The 14,642-nt window shown below is 46.1% G+C and carries 8 protein-coding genes; 6 read left to right on the forward strand and 2 right to left on the reverse strand.

The window, feature by feature from the left end:
• Positions 1-35: 35 nt before the first annotated feature.
• A complete protein-coding gene (locus RIF36_RS25755) occupies positions 36-617 on the forward strand; it encodes a 7-carboxy-7-deazaguanine synthase QueE (protein WP_350125887.1) in 582 nt (193 codons plus the stop codon).
• 12 nt (positions 618-629) lie between these two features.
• On the opposite strand, the gene RIF36_RS25760 is transcribed toward RIF36_RS25755, so the two are convergent.
• Both RIF36_RS25760 and RIF36_RS25765 read right to left on the reverse strand, forming a co-directional pair.
• Entirely contained in the window at positions 630-1,316 is a 687-nt protein-coding gene (locus RIF36_RS25760) for an MORN repeat-containing protein (RefSeq protein WP_350125890.1), read from the reverse strand.
• A gap of 174 nt (positions 1,317-1,490) precedes the next feature.
• The gene (locus tag RIF36_RS25765) at positions 1,491-2,174 is read right to left on the reverse strand and encodes an MORN repeat-containing protein (RefSeq protein WP_350125893.1); all 684 of its coding nucleotides are present in this window, start codon (positions 2,172-2,174) and stop codon (positions 1,491-1,493) included.
• Between the two features lie 90 nt (positions 2,175-2,264).
• On the opposite strand from RIF36_RS25765, the gene RIF36_RS25770 reads away from it, so the two are divergent.
• From RIF36_RS25770 to RIF36_RS25790, 5 genes are all read left to right on the forward strand, one after another.
• A complete protein-coding gene (locus RIF36_RS25770) occupies positions 2,265-4,190 on the forward strand; it encodes an OmpA family protein (protein WP_350125896.1) in 1,926 nt (641 codons plus the stop codon).
• A gap of 27 nt (positions 4,191-4,217) precedes the next feature.
• Complete coding sequence (locus RIF36_RS25775) at positions 4,218-8,282, forward strand: VPS10 domain-containing protein (RefSeq protein WP_350125899.1); 4,065 nt, start codon at positions 4,218-4,220, stop codon at positions 8,280-8,282.
• A gap of 262 nt (positions 8,283-8,544) precedes the next feature.
• Positions 8,545-11,850 (forward strand): SusC/RagA family TonB-linked outer membrane protein, encoded by a 3,306-nt coding sequence (locus RIF36_RS25780; protein WP_350125902.1) that lies wholly within the window; start codon positions 8,545-8,547, stop codon positions 11,848-11,850.
• A 27-nt stretch (positions 11,851-11,877) separates the two neighbouring features.
• On the forward strand, positions 11,878-13,611 hold the full coding sequence (locus RIF36_RS25785) for a SusD/RagB family nutrient-binding outer membrane lipoprotein (RefSeq protein WP_350125905.1): 1,734 nt from the start codon (positions 11,878-11,880) through the stop codon (positions 13,609-13,611).
• Between the two features lie 18 nt (positions 13,612-13,629).
• Positions 13,630-14,589, forward strand: a complete 960-nt coding sequence (locus tag RIF36_RS25790) for a hypothetical protein (RefSeq protein WP_350070818.1) — start codon at positions 13,630-13,632, stop codon at positions 14,587-14,589.
• Positions 14,590-14,642 lie beyond the last annotated feature (53 nt).

Genomic DNA, 14,642 nt, shown 5'->3' on the forward strand with positions numbered 1-14,642 from the left:
CCATATTGCCTTCAATAAAAACAGCCCTTCCGTTAATGGAAGCTTTCTACACCATACAGGGTGAAGGAGCTTTTCAGGGGCATGCGGCCTATTTCATTCGCCTTGGTGGCTGCGACGTCGGCTGCATATGGTGCGACGTAAAAGAGAGCTGGGAAGCAGAGGCTCATCCGGATACAGAAGTAGCCCCGATGGTGAAGGAAGCCTTGCAGTTTCCGGCAAGAGTGGCTGTCGTTACCGGAGGAGAGCCCCTGATGTACGACCTCGAAGAACTGACCCGGCAGCTAAAAGGCAATGGGTTCAGAACCCATATCGAAACTTCTGGCGCCTATCCGCTTTCGGGAAGTTGGGACTGGGTGTGCTTTTCCCCTAAAAAATTCAAAGAGCCGCTTCCGGAAGTAGCTTTGGCGGCAGATGAGCTAAAGGTGATCGTCTACAACAAGTCAGACTTTAAATGGGCCGAGAAGTACGAAGCCCTTGTTGGCAAAAATTGCCGACTGTTTCTACAGCCCGAATGGTCACAGCAGGAAAAGGTGACACCTCTGATCATTGACTACATCAAAGCCAACCCGCAGTGGCAGGTTTCACTTCAGGTGCACAAATACCTGAATATTCCTTAATTCAGGAATGCTCTATATCTGTATAAAAATCCGCCAGTGCCCTTCCCGGTAAATTTCGAAGTTTAGCTCGCAGTCGAGCTGGTAGGAGTTGAAAGCGCTGGGCGCATAAAAATTAATAGTGGCATTGGTCAGCGGATACACCACCTTGGTAAAAGCCACGATAGTTTGGCTACTTTCAAACATAGGTGACTTGTCGGCCGAAGCTTGCAGCTGACTAACCCCAATCGGAAGCCCGTTTCGTTGAATCAGTATTTCGACCTGGTTGGGGGTGTCGGCCATATGCACAAACCTTGTTCTGAGAATATTCCGCTTTTGTCCCACAGTGTAAGAAGAAACGTACTCACCAATATACTTGTCTTTGTCCCAGTAGCCAGTTACAATGCTATCTGGCACGCCAAGTTTTCTGATATAGAGCTCACCCTTACCATCTTTGAGACCATTTTTGAATTCACCCTTATAAAGGTTTCCATTCGACCAGGTGTAAGTGCCTACGCCGTCCGGGTAGCCTTTCTTGAAGCTCCCCTCATAGGTGTGAGAACCAAGTGCCTTACCAATACCATGAGCAAGCCCTTTTTTGCATTCACCATCGTACTCAAGGGCGAGCGTTTCCATCAGTACCTCGCAGTCTTTCTGAATGGTTGGGCCGGGCCCTAAAAAAAGAAACAACCCGGCAAAAAGTGGTGTAAAAAATGTGTTCATATGTAGTTTAGGTTTTAGGCTACAACAGGTTGCTTTTCAAAAGCACTTACTGGAAGATACAATATAACCCAAACAGGGGGAGTAAATCTATATGAAAAGTCAATCTGGAGGCAAAGAATTCAGTTTTTTTGGACAAACGCTTGTTGAAAGAGCTTGGAGAAGCTCAGTATAGTCTCAATAAACCTCGATTGTGATCAGCCACCTCGCTTTTTTGAATATGTCGAATTCAACATGGTATTCTAAAATCTCAGAACCAACCGGTGCCTGGCTGCGGAAGTCTAGTTTTGCACCAGTAAATGGAAAGTCCAGCTTGCGCAGCACGGTGTATTCAAATTCAGACAGCGGCTTAACCTCCTGATCACTCACCAACCTCAGCCCGTCTGCCACTATCGATTGCTTGTTCCTGGCATAAACAATCATTATTTCCGACCCGTTCTCAGTTATTTCTTCAATCATCACGCTTTTGACATTGCTGGAGTGCGATTCTCTGTAGGGCAAATTTGAAGCCCCTACGAAAATATCTTTGATCCAGTATCCTGCAAGAAGGCTGTCCTTTTGACCTTCCCTTTTCATCTTCATTTCTCCATAGCCTTCTTTCACACCTTTTACAAAGTCACCCGAGAAATAGTCACCATTCTTCCAAATGTATCGCCCCTGTCCTTCGGGCAGCCCTTTTTTGAACTCACCGATATAGGTGTCAATGCCTTTAGCAGTACCCGTTCCCTCAGCCAGCCCTTTTTTACACTCACCATCGTAAGTGCCCGAAATAGTTTCCAGAAGTACTTCGCAGTCTTTTACAGGTGAAATGGCTTGATCACCAAGAAACACAATTAGGAGAATGATAAAGCTTTTGATCATGATACTTTAAATAGATGTCGAAGACAAATCTATGGCTTCTGCCGTTATGTATTCAATTTTTTATAATAGGATAATAGCTAATTTAGTGTGATGATACGATTTGCTTCTCTTTTGGTGGTGATACTAATCTTCGGTGTAGCTGACATGGCTGCCCAGTCCACTTATACCACCGAAGATAAAAAAGCCATAAAATATTATGAACAATCGGCCTTGCAGATCAGAAGCCGTGACTTCAATGGCGGTATTGAATCACTGCAAAGTGCCTTGTTGCGTGATCCCTCATTTATAGAGGCTCACCTGCGACTTGCTTCAGCCTATAAGGTGCTGCTGAGATACGATCTTGCCGAGACACAGTACCGGGAAGCGCTGGCGGTGGACTCACTTAATAAACTAAATTTTGACACCTACTTTGCCCTTGGCCTGATGATTTACGACAATGGCGAATATAAGGAGGCTAGGAAATACCTCTCAAGGTATATTCAAACCAACCCAAACAATGCAGGGAGAGAGGGCTTGGCGATGGATCTTATCAAGAATATTGATTTTGCGCTCGACCTGATGAGTAACCCCTTGCCGTTCAATCCGGAGCCCCTGCCTGCTCCGCTCAACAAGTATGTGATGCAGTACTTTCCGGCCGTTACAGCTGATGGGAAGCAGCTTTTCTTCACTGTTCGGAAAGGTAACACAGCCAACGACGATGAGGATATTTATGTAACGGAGCAAAATGATGAAGGCGTTTGGTCAGAACCCGAGCCTATTTCTGATCTGATTAACTCACACAGGAACGAAGGCACTAGTTCAGTTTCTGCTGATGGTCGTATGCTGATTTTCACCTCCTGCCAGGCACCTGGAGGGTTTGGTAGCTGCGATCTTTATTTTGTTCAAAAAGAAGGAGATACATGGGGCAAGCCTCAGAATATTGGCCAGCCAATCAATTCTGCAGGCTGGGAGTCACAACCATCGCTATCGGCTGATGGTCGCACGCTGTATTTTGTAAGTGACCGAAGAGGAGGGCAGGGCAAAAGAGATATTTGGGTCAGCACGCTTTCGGCTCGTGACAACTGGATGGAGCCGGTGAACCTCGGGCCCGTTATCAACACGGAAGGCGACGACCTGTCGCCTTTTATTCACGTCAACGGCCAGTCTTTGTACTTCTCCTCGTCAGGGCATAAGGGGCTTGGTAAGTATGATTTGTTTCTGAGTGAAAAAAATGGGCTTGAGTGGTCCCAGCCAAAGAACCTTGGCTACCCCATCAATACAAAAGACGATCAGGTATCGCTGGTCATTACTTCGGATGGCACCAAGGCCTACTACTCCCATGAGGTTATTGGGAACAACCGGGATTTTCAAAGCTCATTGTACACATTTGATGTTCCGGAGGAAATTCGTGTGCAAAACAAAAGTAATTTTCTCACTGGCAGAGTAATGGATATTGAGACCAAAAAGCCCCTGGGGGCGTCCATTGAGATGTTCGACATCAACGATGCGTCGCTTAACTACAAAGTGACCTCCGACAAGGTGGATGGAAAGTACTTTGTAGTGCTTACCGAGGGCAAGGAGTACTCTATTTACGTTACCCGCAAAGGCTATCTGTTTGAAAACCTTACATTTAACTATCTGGAGAAAAAGTCAAGGGAGCCTGAAGTCCTTGATATCTATTTGACGCCTATTAAAGCAGGAGCTACGTCGGTACTTAAGAATATATTTTTCGATGTTGACCAGTATGTGCTGAAAGAGAAGTCTAAAACAGAATTGGACGAAGTGATAAAGTTTTTGAAAGACAACGAGCAGATAAGGATGGAAATAGAAGGGCATACCGACAATACGGGCAGTACTTCTCACAACTTGGAACTGTCGACAAATAGGGCAAAATCGGTTTATGATTTTTTAGTCAAGGCGGGAATCCCAAAGGAAAGGCTTCAATACAAAGGGTACGGATCAACCAAACCCAAAGTTGACAATAGCACGGAAGAAGGAAAGCAGCTTAACAGAAGAATTGAGTTCAGAATACTTTAGCACATTAACCAGCACATGGGGATCCAAATGAAGAGAGTTTTAACCGCAGGCCTTTGCCTTGTCGCTACGGTGGCCGTCTTTTTAAAGCAGCAGGCGCCAGTTTTAAACAAAATTCAGCCCAAGCTTAGTATCAAGCACCAAAGATTGTTGGAGAAAATCAACGATGAAGGGGAGGGTGAAGAAAAACAGGATGGCTATTCCAGATTTGCTGAATTCCACCGACTGTTGCGAACACCTGACGGCAAGCCTGGCCCCGAATATGATTTTAATTATAAGCTAAAGGAACTGGAAAGGTCGACGGCAAGAATGGCCAATTTCAGAACGCTGGGAACGGTGCTGGATTGGAAGTCCAGGGGGCCTGGAAACATACCCGGCAGAACAAGGGCACTTGTTGTCATGCCAAACGATGCCACGGGCAATACCTGGCTGGCTGGGTCTGCCGGGGGAGGTGTCTGGAAAACTACTGATAGCGGCGCAAGCTGGACAAATATGACACCGGACTTGCCCAACCTGGCTGCGGCTACGCTGGCGGTTTGCGCCACCAGTCCGGCAATTATTTACGCTGGTACCGGCGAAGGCTTTGGCAACCTGGATGGCATCGGTGGCGCAGGCATTTTTAAGTCAACCGACGGTGGAGCCAGCTGGGTGCAGTTAACTTCAACAGTTGCTGACAATTCGTTCCGGGTGGTCAACAGGATCATTGTCGATCCAAACAACCCCAACCTGGTAATAGCCTGTGCAAATACATCAACCAACACATTCAATACAGCCACTTCCGGTATCTTCAGAAGCACTGACGGCGGAACTACATGGACGAAGGTGTACACCTCCGATGAGCCCGTTCAGCAGGTAATAGCGGCGCCTGGGGATTTTTCGGTGCAGTATGCGGCCGTGCGGGCGGTAGGTGTTTTAAAATCTACGGATGCAGGTGCTACCTGGTCAGCCACATCATCCAACCTTAAGTCCTCGGGAAGAATTGAATTGGCTGTGTCAGCAAAGAGCCCGCTGAAAGTAGCTGCCTCAGTCGAAGGAAGCCTGAGTGGAGAGGCAGGTGCCGATCTTTTCATCAGCGAAGATGGTGGAACTAGCTGGGCTTATGTTTCCGAGAAGGACGAAAACAACTTTGACTTTCTTGAGCAGGGCGACTACGACAACGCCATCATGTTCCATCCCTTTCTCGACAATGTGGTGTACGTGGCAGGTGTCAACATCTTCAAATTCACTATCGACTCTTCCGCTCCTTCTCTTATAAAGTCGGTCGAGGCGTTCGAAAAAACTGGTACCTCATCGTTTATCGATTTCACGCCGTTCAATGGCAACAACTTGCCCGGGCTGGAAATCGGGGACATTGCCGCTGAGGAACTGGTGGATGTGGAAATAAGATTCGGACCAGGCATCAACCAGCTTGCAGCCAGATTCACTGTGAACAAGCAGGGTGCTGGAGTGCCAGCAGCCCAGTACCTGTACAAAGACTATGTGGAAGTCCCTTTTCAGGTTTGGGACGTTACCAATAACAGGCAGCTGATGGCTTCATTTCGGGATCAGCAGGAAGATGGGGAATTCACACTGATTGGAGCCAACACCGAAGGAGACGGTAGCACGCACAGCAGGGAGTACCTCTTTGTTCATCTTGTCGATTATTCGACGACAGTAGATGCTGAGATTGCAAAAAATGGTGGTCATGAGTACCAGATGGAACTCAACCTTTGGCCGGTGCTGGCTAGCGGGGGCGCCTGGAGTCCCAAGAGCCTTCCGGACTCAAAGTTGAATATCACATTTTCAAGCATAAGCAAGCTCAAAAAGCAAGTAACTATTGTGGCCGATGGTTATGGAGAACATACCGAATTTTCAGGGGGGAGTGTCATTAACCCTACTTCCTCCATCCATGTTGACCATCATTCATTGACAGCAGGCACAATTTCCACCTCGGACTCTACATTCAGAATAATTTCGAGTAACGATGGTGGCGTTTATCATTCGACCGTAAGCAAAGACCCGGGTACCGCCAATGGAGATTGGACATTTTCGGGAACGGGCATGGTTACAGGGCAATTTTACGGAGTGGATAAACGACCAGGCGTAGACCAATATATTGGAGGCCTTCAGGATAACTCGACCAACATCTCTCAGGAGGGTACCTCACCTGGCGGCAATGCGAGCTACACACGGGTGATTGGTGGCGACGGCTTCGATGCAGTCTGGAACTACGGAAATGCTGCGCAGGTAATAGGGTCTGCTCAGTTCAATACTTTTTTTAAGTCTTCCAACTTTGGCGCCCCTGGTAGCTGGATCCCTGCCGTCTCCGGTTTGCCTCAGGACGACACAGAGACTGACTTCCCCTTTTTCTCAAGGCTGGGAAACTCCAAATCTGTGCCTGAAGTACTTTTCTGTGTTGGCACAAACGGAGTTTACAGGTCAACCGACTTTGGCGATAAGTGGGTGTCGGGCCAAATGGACACAGATTGGTCATACAGAGGTTCGTTCACCAACGTTGAAGTCTCTCAGGCCAACTCAATGATCGTTTGGGCAGGAGGCGCTATGTCTTCCAATCAAACCTTGCAAGTATCCACCGACAGAGGAAAAACTTTCAAAAAAGTAAACAACTACACAGGCAATGCGCAGCTCAAAGGCGTGATCACAGGTATTGTCACTCACCCCGTGGAAGACAGCACAGCCTATGTGCTTTTTTCATATGCCGGGCTGCCAAAAGTGGTGAGGACAACCGACTTGGGGCAAACATGGCGGGATCTTTCAGGCTTCGAAAGTAGCACCAGTGGAGTAGCAGGATTTCCGGACGTAGCGGTGTATTCCCTTTTGGTGCTACCAAACGATCCATCAGTTATTTGGGCGGGAACAGAAATAGGTATTTTCGAAAGTGCTGACGCTGGCCAATCATGGACACGCCTGGTTGGTTTACCAGCGGTGTCAGTTTGGGAAATGAAGGTGGTGGATGATCAGGTGGTGATAGCCACCCACGGAAGAGGTATTTATACAGCACAGCTTTCCAATGTTCCACAGGTTACGATGGCTCCCTTTATCCAATCGCTTGGTGTGAAGCCGTCAGGCCTTGTTAATCTGGAAGCCCAGCTACGGTCGGCTTACGACAGCACTCAGGTGCTCGTAAATAATCAGGCAATCAAAACGCTTGGCCCCAATAATGCCGGAGACACAAGTATTGACTTTTTCATTGATGGAGAAAGTGAGATAGAGGTGGTTCTTCGCTCATTTAAATCAGGCAAAGAATTTGTGTCCGTTTCGAAGTCTGCGGTGTCGGATCTCAGGACTCCGTCATTGAGCTATTCCAGCACCTTTGATGACCCTCTGGCGGCAAACGACTTTACAGGCAATGGCTTTTCAGTGGCCACGCCGGTTGGTTTTTTGTCGTCGGCTATTCACTCCAGGCATTCTTACGATGAAGACACCACGTACATCTACAAACTGCTAACCCCTATCGTCATCAATGCCGAAAACCCAACCTTCAAGTACCGTGACATAGCCATTATTGAAACCGGCGAAACAGGAACTGTGTTCGGAGACGATGAATTCTACGATTTTGTTGTAGTGGAGGGCTCTACAGACGGAGCAAACTGGACGCCCATTGAGGATGGGTATGACGCAAGTTATAACGCAGCCTGGCTGAGCACTTACGATAACGAAGGCAAGGGTAATGATGGGCTGTACGTGCAGCATTCTGTTAATTTGCTCGACACGTTTAACCAAGGTGACACTGTAATCTTCCGATTCAGACTCTTCTCTGATCAGCTCAGCAATGGCTGGGGCTGGTCCATCGACGACCTCAAGATTCAGACAGAAAGCGACAACACCCTGACTGCCACAGGAAATAGCCTTGACACATGGAGCTTATACCCCAATCCTGCTGGTAATTTCGTCACTCTGGGGCATCCAGACAGATACAGGGGACTACTTGGTGTAACTATCCTTAACATGGGCGGACAAAAAATGCTTCAAAAGGAAATGAATGTTATTTCAAAGAGTACAGAAGTTAACCTTACCACTTTAGAACCGGGCATTTACATCTTAATTGCCCATTTTGCCGACGGCGAAAAAAAATTCCGATTACTGAAAGAATAAAAATTGATTATTCCAAGTTTACTTTTCTTAACATTCTCAAAATATTGTTCGGCGACCTCCCCCAATTTGCGTGATCTCGAAAAATTAAATTAAGCAAAACAGCATTTTATGTGGGTTTTGAAAATTTCACAACGCTTGATTTGATATAATGTGACGCCACGAAAGAATCTTAGATTTTTTTGAGATTTCAGTGAAAAACTTTAAGTTTGAGTTTACTTACAATCGAAAACTATTACCTATTTCCAACTTTAAACAAAACAGTATGAAGAGGATTCTACTACTATGTTTCATGCTGGTTTCAGTCTTCGTATCCGAAGTCTGGGCCCAAGACAGGGTGGTGTCAGGAACAATCACATCTACGGATGATGGTTCTTCTCTACCCGGTGTGAACGTTGTACTCAAAGGTACAACCGTAGGTACCATCACTGACATTGATGGTAACTACAAAATTAGTGTTCCTGCAGCAGGCGGAACGCTCGTGTTTTCTTTTATTGGTCTCACCACTCAGGAATCTGAAATTGGTGCAAGATCAGTTATTGATGTTGCAATGGCATCTGACGTTAAGCAATTGACTGAAGTAGTTGTAACAGCTGTGGGTATTGAGAGAGAGAAGAAGGCACTCGGTTATTCCGTAGCCAACCTTTCATCTGATCAGGTATCTCAGCGTGCTGAGCCAGATCCTCTGCGTGCGATGCAGGGAAAAATGCCAGGTGTTAACATCACAGGTGGTAACGGTGCTCCCGGTTCATCCACTAAGATCAACATTCGTGGTATTTCTTCAATGACTGGTAACTCCCAGCCACTTTTCATTGTTGACGGTATTCCATTCGACAACAGTGTGAACGGTAATGATGATCCAGGATCAAACACAGTTACTTCTAACCGTGCATTTGATATTGATCCTAACAACATCGAAAGTATCTCTATCCTTAAGGGTGCTGCTGCGTCGGCGCTTTATGGTTCTAGAGCGACAAACGGTGTTGTGGTAATCACAACCAAAGCAAGCAAGAAAAATACTAAGAAGGGAATGGAGATCAGCTATAATGGCTCTGTCAACTGGCAGGAGATTTCCGGTATTCCTGACTATCAGGATGTGTATACTCAAGGTTCTAACCAGGTATACAATGGTGGTTTCATCGGTAACTGGGGTGCTCCTATGCCTGACTACGTTGATCAGATCAACCAGCAGTATGGCACTAACTACACCAAGACTTACTCTTTGTACCCTGATGGTGCTCCTTATCCTGACGGCACAGCTAGTAACCCGATAAGCAACAGATACCCAGGCTTGTTCCCTGATTTGATGCAGGATTACACAATGCCTGATGGCTCTGTAAGAAGCGTATCCGCACCTTACAAAATAGAGCCACATGATATCATCGGTGAATTTTTCCAAACAGGTCGTGTAGTTGAGAATGGGGTAACACTTTCATCTGGTTCGGAAAAAGCTAGTATCAATACTGGCTTCTCAAGAATGAATCAGGAAGGTATCGTTCCTAATCAAACTATCGACAGAACTACTCTTTTCTTTGGTGGCAATGGTCAGCTTGATAACGGACTATTCGTTTCAGGTACAGTAAACTATGTAAATACAAATCAGGTTTCTCCACAGTCAGGTGCCAGTGCATTCTCTGACTACTATGGTGGACAAGCGACAAACTCAATTTTCGCTCGTTTGTTTTACCTTCCAAGAAACTTCGACTTGAATGGTCTGCCATTTGAACACCCTGTTGATGGTTCTAACATATTTTATAGAGCACTTGATAATCCACGTTGGATTGCCAAAAACAACCTCTATGAAAGTAATGTAAACCGTGTGTATGGTAACATTACCGCCGGCTACGATGTCACTGAGTGGTTCAACGTAACTTTAAAAGGTGGTGTTAATACTTACCATGATTTCAGAAGAGATTTGATAAGACCAGGTGGAATTTCTGTTCCTAACGGTGGTGTTACTACAGACGATATCTCCAACACTGAGCAGGATTATAACCTGATCATGACTTTCAGTAAGGACATCAACGAAGACCTTAGCTTCCGTGCTTTGGTAGGTATGAATGCCAACGAAAGAAAGTATTCAAGAAGAACGATTGGTGGTGCTAACGTAATCACAGCCAGCCTGTTGAAGACAAATGCAACTTCTACTCAAATTGTTCTAAGAGACTTTGACAGATTGAGAAGGCTGATAGGCGTTTATTCTGATATTTCTCTTTCCTACAAGGATTTTCTTTTCCTTAACGTAGTAGGTCGTAATGACTGGTCGTCTACACTTCCTCAGGGAGCGAACAACTATTTCTATCCAGGTGCGAGCCTTTCATTTGTGTTGAGCGATGCGGTGACTATGCCGTCATTCATCAACTTTGCAAAGTTGCGTGTAGCACAAACTAAAGTGGGTAGAGATGCTGACCCTTATCAGGTTAGAACTGTCTACGGATTAGGTCTGCCGATTGCTTCTCCAAGGTATTCAGGTGTTTTCAATACTGCAACCTTGGGTAACACCCTTGGAAACGCAACGCTTAAGCCAGAGTTTACAGACGAGTTTGAGGTAGGTGCCGAAGCCAGAGTTTTGAATAACATCATTGGTTTGGACGTGACATACTTCTCCAGAAGTTCTACTGACCAGATAGCCAGTGCTGCCGTTTCACGCTCAACTGGTTTTACTCAGGAGATTGTAAACATCGGAGAGTTGACTAACAAAGGTTGGGAAATCGGCCTTGACGTGACTCCTGTTAAGCTGTCCAATAGCTTTACCTGGAATTCTTACTTCGCATTCACGAAAATCAAATCTGAAATTGTTGATGCAGGCCCAAGTGGTGAAATCTTCATCGGTGGAGCAGGTTCAACTTTCGGAACGATCCATAGAAATGGTGCTCCTTACGGACAGATCTTTGGAACGAGCAATGCAAGAGACGATGAAGGCAATATTCTGATTGACAAAAACACAGGCCTTCCTTTCCCAACTCAGACTTCAGGAATCATTGGTGATCCTAACCCTGATTTCACACTTGGTTGGACAAACACATTCTCATTCAAAGGCATCACTTTGAAGGCGCTGATCGACTGGAAACAAGGAGGAGACTTCTACTCTTTCACCGCAGCATCTTTGATGCTTCGTGGTCAGCTGGCTAACTCTGTTGATCGTGAAGGTCTGAGAGTGGTACCAGGTGTTTATGGAAGCAACCAAACTTATGCCGCCACTCTTGATGAGAACGGTAACAAAATTCGCAATACTACGCCAATTACTGCTTTTGACTCCCACTTCTCTAACGGATGGGGTGCTTACGGACAGGATGAGGTAAACGTATATGATGGAACGGTTATTCGTTTGCGTGAGTTGAGCCTTGGCTATTCACTTCCAAAATCAATTCTTGATGGTACACCTTTTGGAAGAGCTTCCATTTCGTTGACTGGTCGTAACCTTTGGTTCCGTGCGCCTAACGTATTAGAAGGCTTGAATCTGGATCCTGAACAATTGACAGCGACGGCAGACTCTAATCAGCAAGGATTCGAGTACGGAGCGACACCTACTACTCGTCGTTATGGCTTCAATGTTTCACTTAGCTTCTAATTGAGGCTTAATAAAATGAATGAACATATGAAAAAATTACATAGAAAAGCTTTAGCTGCATTTATGTCGCTAATACTTTTGTTCTCTGTTTCTTCGTGCGACATCTTCGATTTGGATGTCAACACAGATCCTAACAACCCATCGCAAGCAGCAGTTGATCTTCTGCTGGCCAATGTGTTGTCGAACATGTCTTCCTCATTGGCTGGTGGATTCAATGGTGCCTCTACGGGTTTTATGGCCCAAACGACTGCAAATGATGATTTTAACTTCAGCAATGCGTCGTGGAATGGCACTTGGAATTTTCTCTACAGTGGCCCTCTTAAGGACCTAAACGAGTTGGTTGCGGCTGCAGAAGCACAGGGAAATAACCCTCGTTACCTTGGCATTGGCCAGGTGCTGAAGGCTTATTATTTCAGTACGATGGTAGACTTCTTTGGAGACGTTCCTTACACGGAAGCGTTTAAAGGAGATGCTGAAACGCCGATCAAAGAGCCTGTTTATGATGACGACGCTGCTGTATATGCGGACTGTTTGAGTCTGTTGGATAAGGCTATTGCTAACTTTGCTCTAACAAGCACAGTGGCTGTAAGAGGTGATCTTATCTACAACGGTAACATGACTCGTTGGAGAAAACTAGCCAAAACTATGAAGTTGAGGCTGCTGCTTCAAACAAGGAACGTTAGCGATGTAGCTGGCCAAATTCAGGCACTCGTTACTGAGGGTGATTTGATCACTGCCGCTGCTGATGATTTTCAATACGAGTTTCCAACAGCAGTTACGCCTGATTTTAGACATCCATGGTACCAGGCTGCATATGCTGGTGGTGAGGCTGGGTTTAGCTACTTTGGACACCAGTTTATGTACGAGATGTTGGTGAATGGTGACCCAAGGTTCCCGTTCTACTTTCACCGCCAGACTACAACTGTGCTAAATCCTGACGATCCGACGGACAAGCAAACGATCCCTTGCTCTCAGAGAACAGATTGTACTTACGGATACTTTGTGTTGAATCCTAATATTACTAACGCCCTGTTCGGCTCAGACCCGGATGGACTTTCTTCATCTGAAGAGGCTTATCTGGCAGGTATATTCGGGAGGGACAGAGCTGATCCATCAGGTATTCCTAACGACAACCCTATCAGGACTATCCCTGGTTCTTATCCAGCCGGTGGTGTGTTTGATGCTACGTCTGGTTCGGGCGGAGGCAATAGAGGGTCAAGTGTAGGTTACTTTCCTATGCTGACAAGCTGGATGACTAAGTTCTATCTTTTGGAAGCTTCCATCACTTTGGGAACTGACATATCAAAAGTGGCAGCAAGCGAGTCTGCTTTGCTTAATTCTGCATTGACTGATCAAATGAACAAAGTTTGGGATTTTGGTTCTCGTGGTCAAACAGTAGCGGCCGATGAGTCTACCTGGGGCACTGCCTATAGCTGGCCTGTTACATTCAAGACCAGAGCCGCTCTTAGGGCTGAGGTTTTAGCTGCCTACCCTACAGGTGGTAGCCAGACCGCCAGGCTTGGTTATGTGCTGAAGCAAGCATGGTTTGCTAACTTCGGGAATGGCATTGAGCAGTATAATGCCTTCCGTAGAACAGGGCTTCCAGCTGATATTCAGACACCACTTCAGTTGCCTCGTCAGTTTGCGTTACGTTTCCCGTATGCGCAGGATGAGCTTAACCTGAATAGCAAGACGCCGGTTATCATTTATGACAATCCTTCGGCTGCAGTGTTCTGGGATACACTTAAGTTTCAGTTTTAATTAGTTAATTAGACAATTATGAAAAAACTAAATAAATATATCCTGGTATTGCTGGCAATGGTGGTTGTTATCCCTGCCTGTAAAGACGAGGATTTGGTGGTACTACCCGATTGGGAATCAGGTGTCAATGCATATACAGTGGTAGCTGAAGGCTCCAAAGGTGACTTTCTAAGCGGTAACGCTGCACAGGACATTACCTTTGATATGCTGTGGAACTCTATTGATGGCGAGAACACAGTGACTAAAATAGAGATTTTCGCATATTTCAGTGAAGCTTACACTGATCCTGATGGCAACCCAGCGGTAGCCAACTACGGTGGTGTAGACGGCGTGTCTTTCTTAACAATAGAAGGAGCCGCAGTGCCGGCTAACAAGGTGACAACATCGTTCTCTATTTCTCAGGACGATATGTATGAGATGTTCAAGGACTCTTCCTTTGACTACGACAAAGACGGTAACGCTACACCTGTTTGGGGCAACCCTGACAAGCCAAATAGAAGAGCGAGCAGTGCAAACTTTAAGTTTGTTCCTGGCGACTCTTTCTCAATTCGTTGGGAGTTGACTACTGCTGATGGTAGGTTGTTTGATTCATGGTCTCCTTCAGTTTGTACTGAATTCCCTGGGTCTAACTGCTCATATGCATGGTCGATCGTTTGTGCGCCCACTATTGTGAACCCTCAGGGCGATTATGTCTTGACATTGGCTGATTCATACGGTGACGGTTGGAATGGTGCAACCCTTGTTGTATATATCGATGGAGCACCAACAGTTTATACAGTGAGTGCTGCGCAAGGAGCTGGTGCTACCTATACTGTAAGCGTTCCAGCTGGCACAACCACCCTGACGTTTGAGTATACCAAGGGAGACTGGGATTCAGAAGCTTCATTTACAATTAAGTCGCCTTCTGGCAACGTGATTGCTGCATGGGGCCCATCTCCTCCGATCGGTGCCGTTAAGCTTGATCTTTGTAACGAATAACGATTTGTTTTTGATAGTAAAAAGCCATCTAACTTGTTAGATGGCTTTTTTTT

Origin of the sequence: Imperialibacter sp., assembly GCF_040222815.1 — a bacterium.
GTDB lineage: Bacteria > Bacteroidota > Bacteroidia > Cytophagales > Cyclobacteriaceae > Imperialibacter.